The sequence below is a fragment of the Chitinophaga sp. OAE865 genome (assembly GCF_040546735.1).
In the GTDB taxonomy this organism is placed as follows: Bacteria; Bacteroidota; Bacteroidia; order Chitinophagales; family Chitinophagaceae; genus Chitinophaga; species Chitinophaga polysaccharea_A.
The window spans coordinates 4,047,582-4,068,879 of the sequence record NZ_JBEPOF010000001.1 but is presented as its reverse complement, the minus strand read 5'-3'; the positions used below and the strand labels follow the sequence as shown (position 1 = coordinate 4,068,879).

Annotated in this window: 16 protein-coding genes; 14 read left to right on the top strand and 2 right to left on the bottom strand. The window is 48.6% G+C overall.

Features of this window, described 5'->3' with window-relative positions:
- Nucleotides 1-230: 230 nt before the first annotated feature.
- Complete coding sequence (locus ABIE50_RS16555) at nucleotides 231-3,326, top strand: SusC/RagA family TonB-linked outer membrane protein (RefSeq protein ID WP_209857391.1); 3,096 nt, start codon at nucleotides 231-233, stop codon at nucleotides 3,324-3,326.
- An 11-nt stretch (nucleotides 3,327-3,337) separates the two neighbouring features.
- A complete protein-coding gene (locus ABIE50_RS16550) occupies nucleotides 3,338-4,978 on the top strand; it encodes a SusD/RagB family nutrient-binding outer membrane lipoprotein (protein WP_209857382.1) in 1,641 nt (546 codons plus the stop codon).
- 70 nt (nucleotides 4,979-5,048) lie between these two features.
- On the opposite strand, the gene ABIE50_RS16545 is transcribed toward ABIE50_RS16550, so the two are convergent.
- The gene (locus ABIE50_RS16545) at nucleotides 5,049-6,932 is read right to left on the bottom strand and encodes an eCIS core domain-containing protein (protein ID WP_209857380.1); all 1,884 of its coding nucleotides are present in this window, start codon (nucleotides 6,930-6,932) and stop codon (nucleotides 5,049-5,051) included.
- Between the two features lie 14 nt (nucleotides 6,933-6,946).
- Entirely contained in the window at nucleotides 6,947-8,992 is a 2,046-nt protein-coding gene (locus tag ABIE50_RS16540) for a glycosyl hydrolase family 18 protein (RefSeq protein ID WP_209857373.1), read from the bottom strand.
- A 280-nt stretch (nucleotides 8,993-9,272) separates the two neighbouring features.
- Between ABIE50_RS16540 and ABIE50_RS16535 the strand changes: the two genes are divergently transcribed.
- From ABIE50_RS16535 to ABIE50_RS16480, 12 genes are all read left to right on the top strand, one after another.
- Nucleotides 9,273-9,845 carry a Pvc16 family protein gene (locus tag ABIE50_RS16535; RefSeq protein WP_142686686.1) on the top strand — a complete coding sequence of 191 codons (573 nt, stop codon included), beginning with the start codon at nucleotides 9,273-9,275 and terminating at the stop codon, nucleotides 9,843-9,845.
- A 29-nt stretch (nucleotides 9,846-9,874) separates the two neighbouring features.
- The gene (locus tag ABIE50_RS16530; protein ID WP_209857371.1) at nucleotides 9,875-10,702 is read left to right on the top strand and encodes a hypothetical protein; all 828 of its coding nucleotides are present in this window, start codon (nucleotides 9,875-9,877) and stop codon (nucleotides 10,700-10,702) included.
- Nucleotides 10,703-10,719: 17 nt separating this feature from the next.
- Nucleotides 10,720-12,222 (top strand): phage tail sheath family protein, encoded by a 1,503-nt coding sequence (locus ABIE50_RS16525; protein WP_209857369.1) that lies wholly within the window; start codon nucleotides 10,720-10,722, stop codon nucleotides 12,220-12,222.
- 42 nt (nucleotides 12,223-12,264) lie between these two features.
- Nucleotides 12,265-12,720, top strand: coding sequence for a phage tail protein (locus ABIE50_RS16520; protein ID WP_079467630.1), 456 nt, complete (start codon nucleotides 12,265-12,267; stop codon nucleotides 12,718-12,720).
- 81 nt (nucleotides 12,721-12,801) lie between these two features.
- Nucleotides 12,802-13,275, top strand: a complete 474-nt coding sequence (locus ABIE50_RS16515) for a phage tail protein (RefSeq protein ID WP_142686683.1) — start codon at nucleotides 12,802-12,804, stop codon at nucleotides 13,273-13,275.
- Between the two features lie 2 nt (nucleotides 13,276-13,277).
- Nucleotides 13,278-13,445, top strand: a complete 168-nt coding sequence (locus tag ABIE50_RS16510; RefSeq protein ID WP_185937292.1) for a DUF5908 family protein — start codon at nucleotides 13,278-13,280, stop codon at nucleotides 13,443-13,445.
- Nucleotides 13,442-14,116 (top strand): CIS tube protein, encoded by a 675-nt coding sequence (locus ABIE50_RS16505; protein WP_142686682.1) that lies wholly within the window; start codon nucleotides 13,442-13,444, stop codon nucleotides 14,114-14,116. Before ABIE50_RS16510 ends, ABIE50_RS16505 begins: the two co-directional genes overlap by 4 nt.
- Nucleotides 14,117-14,122: 6 nt before the next feature.
- Nucleotides 14,123-15,931 (top strand): type VI secretion system tip protein VgrG, encoded by a 1,809-nt coding sequence (vgrG, locus tag ABIE50_RS16500; RefSeq protein ID WP_209857367.1) that lies wholly within the window; start codon nucleotides 14,123-14,125, stop codon nucleotides 15,929-15,931.
- Nucleotides 15,932-15,946: 15 nt separating this feature from the next.
- Nucleotides 15,947-16,249 (top strand): PAAR domain-containing protein, encoded by a 303-nt coding sequence (locus ABIE50_RS16495; RefSeq protein ID WP_142686680.1) that lies wholly within the window; start codon nucleotides 15,947-15,949, stop codon nucleotides 16,247-16,249.
- Between the two features lie 2 nt (nucleotides 16,250-16,251).
- The gene (locus ABIE50_RS16490) at nucleotides 16,252-16,674 is read left to right on the top strand and encodes a GPW/gp25 family protein (protein WP_209857365.1); all 423 of its coding nucleotides are present in this window, start codon (nucleotides 16,252-16,254) and stop codon (nucleotides 16,672-16,674) included.
- Complete coding sequence (locus tag ABIE50_RS16485; protein ID WP_209857363.1) at nucleotides 16,671-20,468, top strand: baseplate J/gp47 family protein; 3,798 nt, start codon at nucleotides 16,671-16,673, stop codon at nucleotides 20,466-20,468. Before ABIE50_RS16490 ends, ABIE50_RS16485 begins: the two co-directional genes overlap by 4 nt.
- A gap of 46 nt (nucleotides 20,469-20,514) precedes the next feature.
- Nucleotides 20,515-21,297: an adhesin gene (locus ABIE50_RS16480; RefSeq protein ID WP_142686677.1), complete on the top strand. Its 783-nt coding sequence runs from the start codon at nucleotides 20,515-20,517 to the stop codon at nucleotides 21,295-21,297.
- Nucleotide 21,298: the final 1 nt, after the last annotated feature.

The following is a 21,298-nucleotide window of genomic DNA, read 5'->3' as shown; positions in this document are numbered from 1 at the left end:
CTCAAAAAAAGCTCTATTATATTACCTACAAGTCATTTTTGCGCTTATCTTAGTATGGTATTTATGCTTAGAGAAAACCGTCATTTTTAGTTGCCCGACAGTAGCTCAACCAAAATAGAACCTGTTCCTGTAACACGACCAAACGTTCAAGATCATGTAAACAACCTGAAAATCTAAACACGCGTGTGTAATACTCAACCAAATATCAGTTTCATTTAAAACAACAGAACATGAGAAAACCTCTCCGGCTATTAGTGACCTTGTCACTGATACTGCTAATGTTGCCCAACGCTGCTTATGCGCAGGAACCCAAACCCGTTACCGGCATTGTGTTGGCCGACGATGGTAACCCGCTGCCAGGCGTTACCGTCAGGATTAAAGGCAGCAATCGTAACACTCAAACGGATGTAAAAGGTCATTACCGCATCGGGGTGAATCCCGGCGATGTCCTGGAGTTCTCTTTCATTGGCTATGAAAGCCAGCACATCCCTGTAGGGAACAACAGTACTATTGATGTGAAGATGCTCACTTCCTCCAGCTCACTTGAACAGGTGATTGTAACGGGTATGGGGATCAAAAAAGAAAAGAAAGCGCTTGGTTATTCGGTACAGGATATTAAGTCGGCCGAGCTTCTGAAAAACAAAGACCCTAACCTTGTCAATTCCCTCAACGGGAAAATTGCAGGGCTGAACATCACCAACTCCGGGGGTGCGCCGGGCGCTTCTGCCTCTATTATCATCCGCGGGGGCACTTCGCTGGAAGGCAATAACCAGCCGCTTTTCATCATTGATGGTATGCCAATGGACAACTCCACCGGGCAGGGCGATAACAGTGCATTCGACGGCTCCATTAACCAGAGCACCACCTATAGCAACCGTGCAATGGATATCAACCCTGAGGATATAGAATCTATCTCCGTACTGAAAGGACCTGCTGCAGCGGCGCTTTATGGCCTTCGTGCTGCCGCCGGCGCTATTGTTATCACCACCAAAAAAGGTACAGCCGGCAATATAGCCGCTTCTGTTACCAGCCGTTATATTACCAACTGGGTAAACAGGCTGCCTAAACAGCAAAGCGTTTATAAGCAGGGTTCCAAATACAACGGCACCTTTACGGACCAGACGCCGCTGTCGTGGGGAAACAAATTTGAGCCGGGTGATAAGATCTACAACAATATGAAGGATTTCTTCAAAACGGCCAATGCGTTCGATAACAGCTTCACCGTTTCAGGAGGTACTGCCAATGGCAATTTCTACCTGTCCGGTTCCAACCTGAACCAGTCGGGCGTAGTACCTTCTACCGACTTTAACCGTTCTACCGTGCGGTTCAACGGTGAGCAGAAAATAGGTATTTTCACCTTTGGCATAAATGCTACCTATGCCCGCAGTGAAACCCAGAAAACGCTTACAGGAAGCGGCTTATGGGCTTCCGGCGGATCAGGCTATATGGAAAGTATAGTAGCATGGCCACGGAATGATGATATGAAAGTATGGCTGAATGCCGATGGCTCCAAGCACCGGCTGCTGCCCGATATCCCGTTGGATACCGATATCGACAATCCTTACTGGATCATTAACCGCAACCCGCAAACAGACAAGACCACCCGCTTTATAGGCTCTGCATATGTAAATGTAAAAGTGACGAGTTGGTTTGACGCCACTTACCGGCTGGGAGTTGATAACTATTATACACAGCTGCGGAATTTAATTTCCCCCGGCTCCAGTGTAAAAGAAGGATGGCAAAAAGGCATGCTGTCTGAAACCGACCGCAACTACAATTATGTGAATTCGAACCTGATGCTCAATTTCCATAAAACGTTTCATAAAGACTGGGACGCGAGCCTTTTGCTGGGAGCCACTACCGAAGATGCCTATACGAAATCTAACTCAGCCCGTGCAGAAAATTTCACCATACCCAGTTTTATCAGCATTAACAACGCTGCCAAGGAAAACCAGTACATCATCCAGGGAATTTCCCGCAGAAGGCTGGCGGGTTTCTATGGCGACCTGCGGTTGTCTTACAAGAACATCGTATTCCTGAGCGCCACCGGGCGTAACGACATCGCCTCCACCCTTCCCTCTCAGAACCAATCGTTCTTTTATCCTTCCCTCAGCGGAAGCCTGGTGTTCACAGAACTGATACCGAAGAACAATATCCTGAGCTTTGGCAAGCTGCGCGCCTCCTGGGCGCAGGTGGGAAAAGATGCGCCCACGTACCAGACCAACACCTACCTGTTCGGGCCTGAGCTCACCATTGGCGGTGGCTTCCGCAATTACTGGTCGAGAGGAAATGATAACCTGAAACCGGAAACCACCACTTCCACTGAGTTTGGTACCGAAATGCGTTTCCTGAACGGGCGACTGGGATTTGACTTCACCTGGTATGTTACCAACAGCCGTGATCAGATCCTGACACCCCGTGTAAGTAATGCTACCGGTTATATTCTCAGTTCTGTGAATACCGGTACCATTGAAAACAAGGGTATTGAAATATCCATCAACGCTACACCTGTGAAGCGGAAAAATTTCAGCTGGGACATCATGCTCAATGCTTCTCATAACAACGGTGTGGTAAAATCCCTGCCAGGCTCCCTGCCTATCCTGTATGTAACCGATGTACACCTGGCGGTGGGCCAGGCTGCATCCTTTGACCACGGCGTGTTTATGGGGGTGAGCGGTTCTGTTTGGCAAAAGGATGAAAACGGCAACCTGATGCTCGACTGGAATACCGGCTATCCTATTACCACCACTTCCCTTACTACGTATATCGGTGACCGTGAGCCTGATTTCCTGGGAGGATTAAACAACAGTTTTAATTATAAGCAGTTTAACTTCTCTTTCCTCTGGGATTTCCGGGTAGGCGGAGATGTGTATAACGGCACGGATTATCTTCTTACCTCTTATGGTTTGAGTGAACGGACCTTGAACAGGGACAGTGAAATTTCCTTTACCGGCGTAGCTAAAAACCCCGCTACCGGGAAATTTGAACCGGTAACCAGAACGGTGACAGCCTCCGAAAAATACTATCGCGACATATATATAAAGAATGCACCTTTCTTCCTGGAGAAAGTGAACTGGATGAGGCTCCGCTCTGTTTCCCTTTCCTGGTCGCTTCCAAAAACATGGCTTAGCGGGGCACGCTGGCTAAGAGATGCCACAGTAACCGCTACAGGTACCAACCTGGTACTGTTTACCAACTACTCCGGTATGGATCCTGAAACCAGCACCGCCGGCGCAGGAGTAATAGGTTCCGGTTCCTCCGGTATCGATTATTGCGGTGTGCCTGCTACAGCAGGGTTTGCCATTGGTTTAAATCTTAAATTCTAAACGTGCGGAAAATGAAAAAAATATTCTTGCTCCTCAGCCTGTCGTTTATCCTTGCCTCCTGTAAGAAATGGGTGGATGTGAACGACAATCCCAATAGCGCCAATTCCACCGTACCTACTGCAGAGCAACGGCTGCCTCCACTCATTGCGCAGTTCTGCGATGCATACGAAAGCACCGGCACCCGTTGCGCTTATCTTTCACAACAACTGGCAACTGTATACGCCAGCGGCGGCAGTAACTACAATCTTACGGCATGGGTATCCAACACTACCAATATACAATGGCCCTGGCAATGCTGGTATGTAAATACCGCCGTGAACGTAACACCGCTGATCACTGCCGCTGAAAAAGTACAGGCTTATCACTACATCGGCGCCGCCAAGATCATTAAAGCATGGGGCTTTGGCACACTATCAGACGTATTTGGCATGATGCCGTATGATCAGTTTGATGATCCCTCCACCATCACGCCTAAATTTGACCAGGGCGCCTACATCCAGGAAAAGGTGCTGGCACTGCTGGATGAAGCCATCGCCGACCTTCAGAAAACACAGGGGCCTGCTGCGCCGCCACTGTCCAAGGGGGATATCCTCAACAACGGCAGCACGGATAAATGGATACGCCTGGCCTATGGCTTAAAGGCCCGCCTGCTGAACCATACTTCGGGATTACCTAACTTCAACGCACAGGCAGTGCTGGATGCCGCATCAAAAGGTGCACAGTCGAAAGACCAAAGCAGCGTGATGCAATATGTAGATGAAGGACCGACAGTAACCTCCTCTGCCAAAGAAGCCCTGCAATATACCAATACATCCACTACTGCCAGGATCACCAAGCTGTATATGGACTATCTCACCAACAATTATACAGGCGCGCCTAAAGGAGCCACTGATATGGAAGATCCGAGAATAGACCTGCTCATTCCCAGCACCCAGGACAGGAACGGTGTAATGCATCGCACGCAGGCAGTGGATATGACTTCCGGGCTTACCAACACCCGGCCTTTATCATACACTTACAATGCTAATAACAATACATTTTCCAACCAGGACTCCGTTTACGTGATCCTGCGGAAAACGCCGTATGCACCAACAGCTACCGACCGAATACAGTCTACCGGCACCTGGTATACCCGCAGGGGCGCTAAAGGCCTGTTGTTCACCAATGCGGAATTACGTTTCATTGAAGCGGAGATCTTCATTAAACAGTCGAAGAACACAGAGGCGCTAACTGCCTACAAAGCGGGCATCCGGGCGCATATGGAGCTGATGGATATTCCTGCGGGCACTATAGACGCATTCCTGAACAGCAGCTCCGTGGTGCAATCGCCGGCACTGCTCACCATCAGCCATATTATGATCCAGAAGTACATTGCCTTGTCGTACTCCCCGGAAAACTGGGCCGACCTGCGCCGGTTGAATTACTGTACTGATGCAGCCGGAAATTATAACGAGGCAACAGGCGTTTATAAAGGGTTTAAACGTCCTGCGCATGTGAACAGCCTGTACTATCCTGCTCAAACGGACTGGCCACGCCGTTTTGCCGTGCCCAGTTATGAGATCAATTATAACAGTGAGCAGGTGCTGAGCGCTGATCCTACAGCAGGCAGCCCTACTTATATCAGTCAGCCGGTATGGTGGAATAAGAAGTAATAATGTTTGTTATAAGAAAAAGGAGATGACGGGTGGTCATCTCCTTTTTTCTTATAAGATCTCCGGGCCATCACATCATTATGCAGTTTTCGTCTTTCTTCTGCGGCCCTGTTGGCTGACGGGGTTGTGGCTGTGGTTTCGGTTTTCTTTCTTCCTGCACTTTTGCCTCCATTTCATGGTATGCAGCATCCATTTTCTGAAAGGAGGTCAGTAAAGTTTCAAATATCTCCGGCATCTGGGACAATGACATTTTCATAGCCGACCGGCTCTCAAATATCAGCCCCGTTTCCCCGCTCATCATTTCGCTGGCAGCATGCAGTTTAAACTTTTCAATAGCTTCATGGGCTGCGGGATTAATTTCACTGATGCCCGCCAGGTTGTTCTCAGAGAACACATCGCCGGTAGCTCCTGCTTCTCCTTCCGCCAGGGAATGCTCTATATCCCCTTTCTTTTTATTGATCATACTCAGCAGCATTTGTTCAATGGTGATACTATGCGCCTGCTCCTCTTTCCTGGTATCCGGTGTAAATACCCTGTCGGTGGGCGCTTTGCGGATAGTTCTGCCAAGCAAACCATCCGGTTTTCCCCAGATGTATGCTGCCACTTCTTTAATAAACATCTCCTTCATTCTCGGGCTCAGCTGGGCAAACGCCATATCCAGCGATGTTCTGCTCATAAACCCGAGATACTCTTTTGCGTATCGCTTTTGTTCGCTTCCCATACTGGCGTTTACATAAGTTCTCAGGATAAAAAATATTCCTGCAAGCGCGGCGGAATCCGGCTTTTCAATTTCATCTCTCTGTTGTTTCTCTATATCAAGCCCCGACCAGATTGACCCTTCCGGTAATTTTCCTTCCGTGAGCACATTGTGTGTGATCATGTAATTTTCTACCAGGGCGCCGAGAGAACTGCCTGCCGTTGCCTGAACAGATACTTCAGGATCATCTTTCTTTACATTGATGTAACTCTCAAATGCGTGATGCCGCCAGTCGAACTCGAATTTTGTTTCCATCCCCTCTACTTTTGAGCTAACGCCGGGATATGGCTGCTGATCGCCGCTATCGAATTGTCCGCCTTTCCATAACGGGTTTAACGCGTACCAATCCGGTTGTACTTTTCCTTTTAAGAGATCCGTACTTTTGTTTGATGCTCTCCAGAATTCCCCGGCCTTTACCCATGCCTCCGCCACCTTCTTTAACTCCTGGGGACTATCGATCTTGAAATCCACCGCTTTTTGTACAAACTCGATTACATATAACCGGTAAGCAATTTCACTATTATCAGCTTTTACTTCATTGTCGAGTGTTACATCAATTTTACCGTCTATTTCTCCCAATTTAAATTCCTCCAATGTGATATCTTCACTTTCAATCAGGTTTTGTCCTTCGCTTCCTTTTTTTGCGCCGATAATAAAATAACCATCTGTTACTTCTGCCTCCATGCCAAATAAACCGGTTCTCCTGGCCAGCTGCGCCACACTACCGGTAACGGGCACACGCTGCAGCGGGGCGGCGCCCTGGCTTGTTTGCAGCGCCTTCATTCCCATTACATCAGCTTCCTGCTCCAGCGAATGGTCATCATTGACAGCAATGGATTTCATTTGCCGCGTAACAGGCACCCGGCCCTGTTTCTGCTGTACTACATGCCATGCTTCATGGGGAAGATGACGTTCCTGGCCCGGGGCAATATGAATATCACTTCCCTGTGCATAAGCATGCGCCTGCATCTGGAAAGGCTTATCTGAGTTATAATGTACTTTTACATCATCCAGCGAAAAACCGGATAAAGACTCCACGCCGGTTTTCAGATTGTCGGGCAACCCGGTTTGATTGCTTTTCTTCTGTACCACACCAGTTGTTTGTGGCGCAGGAAGAGCAGCTCCCTTTCCGGTGGCATTACCGGCAACAGCTTTACTACCCGGAACAGGCGTTGCACTTCCATGATCTTTAGACATAGCATACTGTTTAGTTAAGGCACATCATCATCCTTTAAAAATGGCTGAAGGAAAAAATGCATGATCAGCAATCCAAGCACAAACCCGATACCCAGTATAGCCAGTACACTGGTTAGCGGTACGCTGTGGCATTCCCCGGGCACACTGCTGATACCTACAAACGGCATCTCCTTGTTGAGGAAAAGCGCCATGAACCCGCTCACCACTGTAAGCAGGATCAATGCGATCAACAATATCAGCAGCTTCTTCCGCCATTTCCAGTCGTCTCCCTGTGTTTTTACAAAATAAAAATAGGCAGCGCCGGCAATGAGAAACAGAACAAAGAAACCAATGGTGAAATAAACGAAATAGGTATCTCCTTCGTATTGTGATATATCTACGCTGCATGGATCCCTGAACAGGATAGCATAAATGCGCAGCTCTCTTTTTACGCGCTGCCAGAAAGTTAAATTTTTCGGGATGGGTGGATACAGGGAAACCGTGTCCAGGAAAAGCGTATCGGTTACCACGAATTTGTCGACCAATGCATCAGAAAGGTCGGTGGTACCGTTATCTGCGCCCAGGGTCCACAGGGCTACACCGCCCAGTTTATTCTTCAGCACAAAATCATACTTCATAGACATACTGATGCCATCATCAAACCAGATCTCTTCTTTCACTGTACCATACTGATCTTTTACTTCTATAAAAAACGTGGCCGTAGTTTCATCGAAGATAGGAACGGTATCGGAAGGATACTGTTTACGGATGTCGCTGTAAGTAACATAACGGCTGAAAACATCGGGGTTGCCATCCCTTCCTTTTTTCCATACAGCGCCATAGTAAGGCAGTAAGAGAGAAACCTGCGAGGGTGGAATGTCGCCCTGCAGATACCGGGAAATAGCGCCGGACAAAGACTTTGAAGGGTTGCCATCCAACGGCGCCAGCGGGCCGGCTGTTTCTCCGCCGGCCTGTGTAAAATCAATGACAAATAAATCCACATAGCTATGCAGTGCGCGCAGGTCATAGTTGTAAGAAGGATCATAAGGCGGCACCACTACATTGATCTTAAAATTTTCATTCGCTTTCTTCAATGCGCCGGAGAGCGTAATGATAAAATTGCTGAAAGCAGTACGCTGATGATCCGGTAAGGCCTGGAAATAAATAGTAACGCCATCTGCTTTCTGTTGTGCCAGCAAACGGGCAAGGCTATCCGAAAATACTGCCTGTGCATTTTTACTTTTCAGCAATGCAAGTATGTTACTGCTTTTCTTATCCAGAAAAAGAAACTGCAGGTTGCATCCTGCCGATACTGCATCAGGAATGGATTTCACCTGGTCCTGCTGAAAGGCTGGCTGTATATGACCGGTTTGCCCGTCTACCAGGTAACCAAGAAAACTATAGGTACTAAGCGCATTAAAATTGTAGGTAGTATAATCCTGTTCCATCCAGTATGGCTGGATGCCCATTACATTCACTTTCTGTGAAAGCCGCACCAGGTAACGCGCCCCGAGGCTGTCGCTCATCCTCAATGTATCCACCTGATCCGGCGGGCGCCCGTATAGTGAGCGCACGGTATTCAGGTGTGCGGCTTTTGTATTCTCCGCATCCTGCTCTTCACTTTTCTGTTGCAGGATAGGCATCATCTTATCTACCAGCGCGTCGAGGTCTGTTCCGGGCACCGGGTTATCCGGTTCCTGTACCGCTTTTTTACCGGCGGTATCCGTTGGTGAACCGGCAGGTTCATCAGCATGACTTGCGGCAATCTGATTCAGCAATGCCATCAGCGAGTCAAACTGCTGGTTCTCTTTTTTTGTTAATGCTTCATTTAATTTTCGTATGTCGTCCTTACTAACTACCAGTGAATCTGTTAAAGTTTGGTTGATAATATATAAAACGCGTGCGCGCTCGCGCGCGTGAGCATTATATCGGAAACGGAAGGCTTTTAAAATTCGTTGTATAAGTTTCGTATTGACAGAAGTATCCGACGGCAGCTTTGGAGGCTTCGGCAATTTAGGCACTGGTGGCGGCTTTGGAGGCTTTGGCAATTTAACCGGCGATTCCTGGAAATAACGATGCATACCCGCGCTGCTGCCGTATACGGTCTTGTTGCAGTGAAAAAAAATGAAGCATGCAATTAATAGGGCGGTTATTTTTTGAGCGGGATTCATCAGGATGGTTAAGAGAAATAAAAGATAGAAAAATATTTTTTCAAATAAAAATATTTAAATCGCTTTTTTGAATTTATATTGTGACATCAACTTGAAAACTCGAAATCATTCTCAAAATAACGGACCTCTTTCAGCCCGGAAAATTTACAGGACAGTACGCATCACACGGTAAGAATTAAATACAATTCCAATGATCTATGAAGCCCTTAGCTGTGTTACAGAAGATATTAACAATAGCCTGAAGCGAAAATTACAGATCAACGAAGATAAAATGATCCTCTCCGGTATAGTCAACCAGGACGGTTCCATTGCCATACAGGGAGAAAACAAAATGCTTGTAACGCTTGTCAATGTTGAAAAAGAAACAGCGAGAACATCCGTATCAAACAACGGCGCCGGTATGTACAACACTTCAGCAGCAGCCGTATCCATCAATCTCTATGTGTTATTCTCTGCCTACTTCAGCAGCAGCAACTACGCGCAGGCGCTAAGATTCCTCTCATACACCGTTGCATTCTTTCAATCAAAAAACACCTTTACTGCGCAAAATACTCCATCGCTGGATGCGGGTATCAGCAAACTCGCATTTGAACTGGAAAGCCCGGGGCAAGACAGGCTTAACAACATGTGGGCCACGCTGGGCGCGAAATACATGCCATCCGTATTGTATAAAGTGCGCATGCTTACATTCGACGATTCGATCATTAAAGAATACAGGCCGGCTATTGCAGGCACCGCCGGCGATATGTTACCGGCAAGATAACCTTATCCTTAGCTAGTTGAAAAATATGAATGAAACAACAATATGAAATACTGACTACTATCCGTTACCGTCACGATTTTTTCCCGGCGCTATTCTATGAAGGCATTGGCATCCGCATACCTGCTGCTACCGGAAAACAATTACTGAATGCTGATCTGGTGCTTAAACAACAGGCATCCGGCTTCACGTTGCTGTATAATACCCTGAGCGCCGGGAAGCGCAGCAGGAGCGACCTGCTGAACAGTAACATAACACTGGTATTTGAAGTAGTGCTGAAAGATCCGTTGTTTTATAACTACACAGCTATTGATACAGGTGATATTACCACACAGTGTTTTATGTTTGGTAATGATGCCGCGAATGCCGCGGGCGTTTTACACCGGCATGCCTATGCTGATGCAGCAGACCTGCGCGGGGCAGATGAGTTGCAGGAAACATACTTTACAAAACCATTCGGGCTACTGGTGCTGACACTGGATGAATCGCTGCTCGACAATTACGGGATACACTTTAAGACAAGGAGCACATACTGGTGTTATTACCTGATGAGTGAACAGCTGGCTGCACTGGCTCACCCGGTGATACTGAACAACAACGGTGTATCCTGTTTCAGCGAACCGCTGCTGGCAGCGCTCCCGGAAAGGAACCAGGTTCCCGTACTGGTATCCAACGACCCTATCCTGCTTTCAGACAGAAGTGCTGATATATTCAAACTGGCAGACAGGATACCGGATAGCAACAACAAACACAAGGTCATCATCTCTCCACTCCCTTCACCGGAGATCAACAGGATATCTGCTGCAGGAAGATCATGGTATACCAATGGTAAAACGTACTCGGAAATATTTTTATACTAAACAAAAAAACACCTAATATGGCATCAACCTTCATGACCCCAGGGGTTTATATTGAGGAGAAAAATGCGTTCCCCAGTTCCATTACCGCTGTGGAAACTGCAGTGCCTGTATTTATAGGCTATACGCAGAAAGCAGAAAGGAATGGTAAATCCCTTGTTCACAAGCCTACCAGGATCACCTCTTTCGCGGAGTACCTGGAATACTTTGGCAGTGAGTTCAAACCTAAGTTCACACTGGCGGATGCAGATCCCAAGGTGAAGCAGGAAACCTTTAACATCAACGGTAAGCCTACCGTGGTGCAGATCAAAGACAACAACACTGCTTACTTCTACAACAGCATCAGGCTGTTTTTTGGTAACAGCGGAAGTCTTTGCTACATCCTCTCGGTGGGCACCTACGGCGGCCAGGCGGATGGCTTTACCATTGCGGCCGACGACTTCATCGGGTCTGACAGCAAGCCTAATGTTTTCACCCTGCTGGAAAAGGAAGCGGAGCCCACGCTCATTGTAATCCCCGACATCATTGCATTGGGGGCTGATGCCTATACCTCGGTGTATACACAGGTGCTGCAGCACTGTGCGGACATGCAAAGCCGCTTCGGCATCTTTGATCTTGTAAAACAAAAACCCGCTGATGTACTGGAAGATGTGATAGGCACCTTCCGGGAACAGATTGGTGTAAATTCGCTCAACTACGGCGCGGCCTATCATCCATGGCTGAAAACCACCATTGTGCAACCCGACGAAGTAGATTTCGAAAACCTTGACGCCAGCGTTGACCTGGAGAAACTGTTACCTGAACCTGCAGCTGCACAGATCATCACCAAGTTCAAAACCAATGCCACACCAGATAGTAACACCAAAAAGAACTATCACCAGTCGCTCAAAGCCGCCAGCCCCACCTACGTGCATATACTGGAGGAAATACGTTCCCAGATGAACGAGCTTCCGCCAAGCGGCGCTATGGCAGGCATTTACACGCTGGTTGATAATTCACGCGGCGTATGGAAAGCACCGGCCAATGTGTCTGTAAGCATGGTATCAGCTCCCACCGTTAACATCTCCGGAGAAGAACAAAAAAATCTCAACGTAGATATCATGGCGGGAAAATCCATCAACGTGATCAGGCCATTTGCAGGCATAGGCACACTGGTATGGGGCGCAAGAACACTGGATGGCAACAGCCTCGACTGGCGTTACATCAACGTAAGGCGCACGCTGATCATGATCGAGCAATCCGTAAAACTGGCCACACGCGCTTATGTGTTTGAAGCCAACGATGCCACTACATGGATCACTGTAAAAAGCATGATCAACAATTTCCTGCAAAACCTGTGGAAACAGGGAGCGCTGGCCGGCGCCGCACCGGAGCAGGCTTTTGATGTACAGGTAGGTATTGGCACTACTATGACCCCACAGGATATCCTGGATGGTAAAATGCTGATCACGGTGAAAGTAGCGCTCACACGCCCTGCAGAATTTATCGTAATCACCTTCCAGCAGCAAATGCAACAATCATAACCCGCACAAAAATTTATTCAATAACTTCTAAAACTTACAATTATGGCAGATGACGGCTCCACCCAATCACAGGCCACCTGGCCTATGGTAAAGTTTTCCTTCAAGGTGATGTGGGACGGCAAAGAGATTATATTCCAGGAAGTAACAGGCCTCACTTCTGAAACACAGGTAATAGAATACCGTGGCGGCAGTAATCCTGTATACTCCGTGGTAAAAATGCCCGGTATCGCAAAGTTCAATAACATCACCCTGAAGAAAGGCATCTTCAAAGGAGATACCACCCTTTGGGATAATTACGATCTCATTAAAATGAACACTATCAAGCGTTCCACTATTGTTATCAGTTTGCTCGACGAAACAGGGCAAACTGCCATGAACTGGACGCTTACCAATGCCTTTCCCTGCAAAATGACCGTTACCGATATGAAATCCGACGCCAATGAAGTAGCGGTGGAAACCATGGAAGTAGCGCATGAAGGGTTGCATCTGACTAAATAAAACGGACAACGGGTAGCGGAGCCGCAGGAACTGGCTTCGTTATCCGTTACTCCGCTTATTCATGGCCTCAAATAAATTGTCATGCCAATTCCGCCACCACCGCCATCATCTGCACAAACGCCCTTTTATCCGCCCGTAGGATTTTACTTCAGGGTAAATGTACCGGGAATCACCGGCAGCAATGAGGGCAGCTTCCAGGAAGTGAGTGGTCTTACCGCTACCATTACACCGCTGGAAGCAAAGGAAGGAGGAGAAAACAGGTTTATTCACCGGCTTCCGCAGCCGCCAAAATACGGGAACCTGGTGCTTAAAAGAGGGATGCTCACCGGTTCACAACTGATCACCTGGGCACAGAATGCCATTAACCTCTTTACCTTTTCTCCCATACCGGTAACGGTAAGCCTGATGAACGCCAACCGGGGACTGGTAGCTTCCTGGCAGTTTTTAAATGCGTATCCCGTAGCATATAAAGTATCTGAATTCAAAGCGCAGGAAAATTCCATTGCCCTGGAAACGCTGGAACTATGCTATGATTATTTTCAACAAATCAGTTAGTTATGCCTCTGGAAATAAGAGAACTGGTGATCAAGGTCACCATAGAAGAACATCCTCCGCAACAGGCCGCAAATACCGGCATCAAAGACCTGCAGGCCCTGAAAGATAAAATAGTAAGGGAATGCATGGATAAATTAATTACCCGCATAGAGAACTCACCCGCAAGATGAATAACACTACAGGAGGACCTACGAAATTATTACTGGCCGGCTATGCCGACCCTGAAACCACACAGCTGATCGACAGCGTATCAGCAGTGATCAACCCGGATAGTTATACGCTCAACTATACCATCAATTACAAGAACACGGATGAGCAGGGCGCCGTTGCGCCTACACAGATCTTCAGCAGCATGGAGTCCGGTAATTTTAACCTGGAGCTGCTGGTAGACGGCACCGGCGTGATACCCATTCCCGGCGGGCTTACCGTAGATGCCTATATTGAAAAAGTGATGAACATCGCTTACAATTACCAGGGAGAAGACCACCGGCCCAACTATCTGCGGATCACCTGGGGCAATACTACTTTCACAGGCGTATGCAAAACCATCAACATTAAATACAGCCTGTTCAGCACTACCGGTGCGGCATTACGCGCAGTGATAAAGCTTAACGTGATTGAGTCCGTAGCCTTTGCAACGAAAATAAAAGAATCAGGCGTAGCATCGCCGGACCTTACACATATACGCACCGTACTGGCAGGTGATACCCTGCCATTAATGACCTACCGTATCTACGGGGAACCGGGATACTATATGGAAGTGGCCAGGGTAAATGGTTTGAACAGTATTCATGATATCAGGCCGGGCGATGGGCTTTATTTCCCCCCGCTAAAGAAATAAGCGCTCATGGCAACAGTTGTACCTATCAATATAGCAGATCCTACCCTGCACTATACCATCACGGCAAACGGCACCGCCGTGCAGTATACGTACCCTGTTATATCTGTGACCATACATCATGAACTGAACCGGATCTCTTATGCGGAAATTATGCTGTCGGACGGTACTACCGCCAAAGCATCCACAGGAGTGATAGGCGATTTCCCGGCAAGCGACAGCGACAGCTTTTTACCGGGCAACACCGTTACCATCACTGCAGGGTATGGCAACAGCGGTGAGGAAACTATTTTTACCGGTATAGTGGTAAAGCAAACCATACAGGCTACCGACCAGGGATTTCACCTGATCGTTACCTGTAAGCACAGCGCGGTGAAAATGACCATCACTAAAAAAGATGCGGTGTTTATGAACCAGGTCGACAGTGCCATCATGTCTACCGCCATCAGCAATAATGGTTTGAGCGGAGAGGTAACCAGCACCAGCGCCATCAATGAACTGGTGTTTCAAAAGTTCTGCACCGACTGGGATTTCCTGTTATCGCGTGCAGAGTTTAACGGTTACGTAGTATCGCTGGTAGAAGATAAGGTAGTGGCGGCGCCGCCGGTAGTGAGCGGGGAGCCCGTAGTATCTGTAGCTTTCGGTGAATCGCTGATCAGCTTCAATGCTTCCGTGAACGCGGAGAAGCAGGTGCCTTCGCTTTCCGCTGCCGCCTGGGATCCGCAAACACTGGCTATGATCACTGCCAACGCAGAGGAACCGGGGCTGAATGCACAAGGCAATATCACTGCCAGCACACTGGCTTCCGCACTGAGCCAAACCCCGCTGCAACTGGTATCCAATTCTCCTCTTGCGCAGGAGAGCCTGCAGGCCTGGGCCAACAGCACTTTATTACGCATGCGGCTGGAATCTATCAGCGGGCAGGTGTCTTTCATGGGCAATGCCACCGTATGGCCCAATACGCTGATCGCCTTATCAGGCGTAGGCACCCGCTTTAACGGGAACGCCTATGTGTGGGCAGTAACGCATACGCTTAAAGAAGGCGTCTGGAATACCAATGCAAAGTTTGGTTTGAACAGCAAGCCTATTTATGAAAGGGAGAATTTTTCCTACTCACCGGCAAACGGGCAGCTGCCGGCCATCCAGGGGCTTCAGCTGGGCACCGTAGTAGCTATTTCAGAAGATCCCGGCGCAGAGTACCGCGTGCAGGTGATGCTGGCCAGTACCGCCACAGGGCAGCAGGGCACCTGGGCCAGGCTCTCTACCTTTTATGCCACCGCCACTGCAGGCGCTATATTTTTTCCTGAAGTGGGCGATGAGGTAGTAGTAGCGTTCGTAGAAAATGATCCGCGCTTCCCGGTGATCATCGGTTCTTTATATGGCAAGATGAAAACACCGCCGGTAACGCCGGCAGATAATAACAATTACATCAAGGCGCTGTATACCAAAAGCCAGCTGCAGATCAGCTTTGATGATCAGAACAAGATCATCACCGTTGTTACACCCGGGGGCAACAGCATTACGCTGAACGATACCTCGCAGGAAATAGTGGTGAAAGACCAGAGCAGCAACACCATTACCATGGCGCCGGCAGGTATTACCATCAAGAGCGCGAGCGATCTTACACTGGAAGCCACGGGGCAGCTCAAACTAAGCGGCGCATCCATCAATGCGGCAGCTACCGCTGCGCTGGAAATGAGCGGGGCTACGCTTTCGTTATCGGCCGATACTACGCTCAGCGCCACCGGCAATGCATCTGCCACCCTCTCCTCTTCTGCGTCCACGGTGATACAGGGAGGCGTGGTAATGATTAACTAACATAAAAAACAAAACATGGGACAACCCGCCGCAAGGATCACAGATATGCATGTATGCCCGCTTATTACGCCGGCTCTTCCACCCATCCCGCATGTAGGCGGACCTATTGTAGGACCAGGCATGCCCACGGTGCTGATTGGAGGATTACCCGCTTCCGTAGTGGGCGACCTGTGCACCTGCGTAGGGCCACCGGATTCCGCTATCATGGGCTCGTTCACCGTGCTGATAGGCGGCAGGCCTGCAGTACGCATGGGCGACAGCACCGCGCACGGCGGTGTGGTGGTATTGGGATGTCCTACCGTATTAATAGGAGGTTAACAATGGCAAAAGAGATCAAATCATTTTTAGGGACAGGCTGGAGCTTTCCCCCTTCCTTTGATAAACCCAACGCATCTGTGCTGATGGTATCCGATATAGCAGATATTGAAGAAAGTATCCGCATCATTCTCAGCACCATTCCCGGGGAACGTATTATGCTGCCGGATTTTGGCTGTAATATCAGGAAGATGATATTTGAAGTGGTAGACTCCCGCTTCGCTGCAGAACTGAATCATATCATTTATCATGCGCTGCTGGAGTATGAACCGCGGATCAAACTTGTCGACTGCCAGATCGCAGACCAGACCATGGAAAGCGGCGTGGTGTATGTGCAGATCAACTATACCGTGATCGCCACCAACACCCGGCATAACATGGTATATCCGTTCTATTTCCTGGAAGGTACCAATATCAGCACACGATGAACAACTACTTTGAAAATATACAGGATGGCGTGAGCCAGTTGGAACGGCAACTGAATGCATTGCAGCCTGGGTATGTAAAAGTAGACAACCGGAGCACTTTCGACCTGCTGGCTCAGCTGACAGCGCTTTCCAGCCAGTTCAATTACTATAATTTCCAGCATCAGCCGGATGGCGACTGGCAGGAATTTTTTCATGCCGATCTTGTGATCATGCTCATCATCTGCTCCAACCTGCAGTTCACCGCTTACGAGGAAAAATATCTTCACCTGCGGGAAGCAATGGGAAAAGCTGATAATGAAGCCAGTCTATTTAAACATACCGCCGGCTTCTTTGTGCTCCTCTATGATATTGCCATTGAGCTGATGGATGTATTGCAGAAGCTTGCCCTGGCAGATAAACAGCGGGTGATCCAGCATTATGTGGAACAGGTGGTCCGGTCGGTGGAAGAAGAAACCACCAAACTATACCGGTACGAAATACAGGTAAGGCAGCTGTTCCCTTATGAAACAACCCGGCACCATACCCTGCGCGGTACTGCCACTACTGCCCGGTTACAGCAATTATTCCCCGGCATCTCCCCGCATTCCACGGACGGCGATGATACCTTCAGCGGATTCTTTTCGCTGAATGAGATCTATGACACCCTGCGCACAAAGTTTTACCAGACTTCCAGCGCTTCTTCCTTTTACCTGAAGAACCAGCTCCGCGAACGGAAACATACGCCGCATATGGGGCTGCTAATGACCTTTACGGAGCTTTACAGGCACCTGCAGGACCAGATCAATGAAATACCCAAAAGACACCTGGATTATTACTACCGTACCATACTGGGTATGGAACCGCTCCACGCAGTACCGGATAAAGTACATATCCTGGTAACGCCGGCTCCCCAGATCAGTCACCTTACACTGGAAAAGGGAGAGATACTGCTTGCTCCCAGTCCCGCTAAAAAGGAACCGCTGAAATACCAGCTGACAGAGCATCTGAAAGTACATGCCACTACCATTACCGCCATACATACCCTGTATGTAAGTAACTATTTACAGATTGCCGCACGATCACTCCAAACCAGTAATATCTGCGAAGCAGCTATCTATCATGCCGTTCACCCGGTAATTCCGCCACCGGCTTTTGCCAAACTTACCACCCCTCCTGTTACCTGGCCATTGCTGGGGGAAGACCAGCATGATCTTTCCCAATCGGTGCGTACCATGGAAGATGCTTCCCTGGGATTCATGATCGGATCGCCCACGCTGTATCTTACAGAAGGCGCCCGCTCCGTACAGGTGCGACTGCATTTCAGCGCGGCCAGTTATGCCGGCTTAATAAAATACCTGCAGAACTTCTCCGCCGTTACCGGCAGGAACGCCGCTATCACCAACAGTGAGCTGATGTCGGGCGCATTCATTCTCTACTATACCTCGCCGGCAGGATGGGAACGGATCAGTCATTACAACGTTCGCTGCACTGCCACAGAACAGGCCGATAATGCCATTGTGATCAACTTCCTGCTGCGCAGCAGCGAAGCCGCTTTCTGTGTGTTTGACCCGGAAATACATGGGAACAATATTTCATCGGCCCTGCCATTGCTGAAAGTATTGCTCAACAATAACAGCTTCCATCACCCCTATTCCTTCCTGCGCCACCTGGTGCTGGAAAGGGTAACAGTAACGGCTAAGGTAAGCGGCTTCCGTGCGGTAAAGCTGGACAATAATATCGGTGAGGTAAATGCGCTCCACTCCTTCCGGATGTTTGGCCCCATGCCTGCAATAGGCTCGTTTCTCGATATCTGTAATACCAATGTGTTTAATAAGTATACGAAAGACTTCAATATTAAACTGGAATGGCTGGATCTTCCCAAAAATATAAACGGGTTCGACAGCTACTATGCCGCCTATCCCGGCGGCATCACCAACAACGCCTACAAAGTAGGCATAAGCAGTATCAACAACGGTGTATTTTTACCAGAACGTGGCAACCAGGAACTGTTCCAGCTGTTTCAAACGTACCGCGACAAAGAAGGCGATATCTACCTGTCCGATACTTCCCTGATCAGTAACGCCGACTTCAATAAGATCAGTTTTACCAACGGGATGAAAATGAACAAGGAAGTAAAGCACAGTACCACCAGTTACAGGCAGGGCGCCGTAAGACTGGAGCTTGCCGCTCCTTCAGAAGCATTCGGGCACCAGCTGTATACGCTTATCTTCCCGGAAATTATTTTATACAATGCCAAACATCCTTCCCGTAAAAAACCACAACCCAACCTGCCTTATGCGCCGATGATAAAATCCATTTCCGTTGGTTATACACTGGAACATTCCGAATCATTGAAGCCCTTAAAAACATTTGCGGCAGGAGAAACTATGGAAGTTCATCACGTTGGCGTATTCGGGAATGAAGCCATTTACCCGGGCAATGGGGTCAGCGATTTTTCACTCCTGCCTGTATTCAATGAAGCAGGACATTTATACATTGGTTTTGACCAGCTGAAACCAAGGGAAGAACTATCACTGCTGTTCCAGCTGGAAGATAAATATTTCACCGATACCACTACCGATCTCCCGCCACTGCACTGGCATTACCTGGCAGATAACAAATGGCACCCTTTTGACGGCATGTGCCTTTTATCGGATAATACCAATAACCTTTCACGGAGCGGTATCGTAAAGATCCGGGTACCTGCGGGCATCAATACCAACAACAGTATACTGCAGCCAGGCACCTGGTGGATCAGGATCTCCACTCCTTCCCATGAATGTATCACCCCCCGGGTGATCGGCATTTTTCCCAATGTTGTAACAGCAGAGCGGGTATTACAGGGCATTGGCAATTCCCTCGAATCAGTGCTATCCATTCCTCCACTGACTATAAAGAACACGAAGCGGGATATCCGCACCATCCAGGCCATCTGGCAATTGTTCCCGTCCTTCGGCGGAAGGAAGAGAGAATCGGAAAGTAAATTTTATACACGCGTAAGCGAAAGACTGCGGCATAAGCAACGCCCCGTTACCGCGCTGGATATTGCACAGGTATTGCTGGAAGCATTCCCGGAAATACTGATCGTAAAATGTATAACGGCGCCCCCCGGCGCCAGGGACGAAGACGCCAGTATTGTGGTTGTGCCCCGGCAATCGGACAGCGGTTTGTTTATCAGCGCAGAACCAAAGGTAGACCTGGATACGCTGTGCCGCATCAAGGCCTTTATGCAACAGCATATCTCTCCCTTTGTCCGTTTGTCTATCCGTAACCCGGTGTATGAAAGCGTAAAAGTAGTGTGCAGCATCCTGTTCAGGGATCCGTCGGAAAACAACCTGAACAGTCACCTGCAACAGTTACAACTGGATATCCAGAAATTTCTTTGCCCCTGGTTGTTTGATCCTTCTTCCCATTTGAAGATAGGCAGCGTCCTGTATAAATCGGAGCTGCTCAACTATATTAACCGGCAGCCTTACGTGGAGTATATTACCGGTTTTTCCCTTGTGCACTTTTATTATACGAAAGATGAAGATACGGGCGTGCTCACCGCTTTTGCCACAGACACCGCCACAGGCGACCTGCAGGAGATCCGGCCTTCTTTACCACAATCGGTACTCATCCCATCGAAAGAGCACCTGATCACCGTGCTGCGCTCAGCGGAATATAAAACGCCGCAGCCATTGGGCATTGATGCGTTGAAGATCAGTTGTGAGCTGATCATTGGCAACGATCACCCCGCTATAACGGCAACGGATCAACGACCGGATTACGCACCTGATGAAGAGATGCTTACCATCTCCCTGCTGCCACCATGATGCTCATGATATCAACTAATCATCTCCTTATATAAATTCCGGACATATGGACATGCAACAAAGTAAAAAAGTATACGGGCGTGATGAGCTCAAACAATATTTCAGGAACGGCGTAATGCCTTCGGAAAATCATTTCGGCTACCTGATAGATTCCACCATCAATAAACAGGAAGACGGCTTTTCCAAAGACGAAGACAACGGTTTGCTGGTGGCTACGCTGGGCGAGTCTAAACGGCTGCTCTCCTTTTACCGCGCCACGGATGATCTTGAGCCTTTTTTCTGTATGGAAAAAGATGAGCAGGACTATCCCGCGCTGCGGATGAAACCCGGTACCGGTGAAGATGACCAGACCGGCCCGGGAAAAAGCTTCTTCTTTCATACGAATGGCAATCTTGGTATTGGAAAGAAAAGCGATCCCCGGTTCAAGGCAGACATCAACGGCTTTGCAGGTATGCAGGGCCGCGTTGGCACTTTTAAAACAGGCACCGTTCCTGCCAACGGCAAATGGCATCCCATCCTTGAATCGCTGGATAACTGCCAGGCTTTTGAAGTGATGGCCAGAACCGGTAAAAAAGGCGCAGGCAGGATGGCACTACTTCACGCCACCGCGCTGGCCGCCTATGGTGGTGCGCATAACAGGATCAGCCAGCGTTGCGCACACTACGGCTTCTTCTGGAACAAGATCAAATTACGCTGGAAAGGCGGTACACATAACTATGCCCTGCAACTGCGCTCCAACAGTAATTACGGGGAAGGCGTGGAAATTTTTTACAACATTACCCGGCTATGGAGCGATGAGTTGTTTATGCCGGAAGAATATTACTATTAAT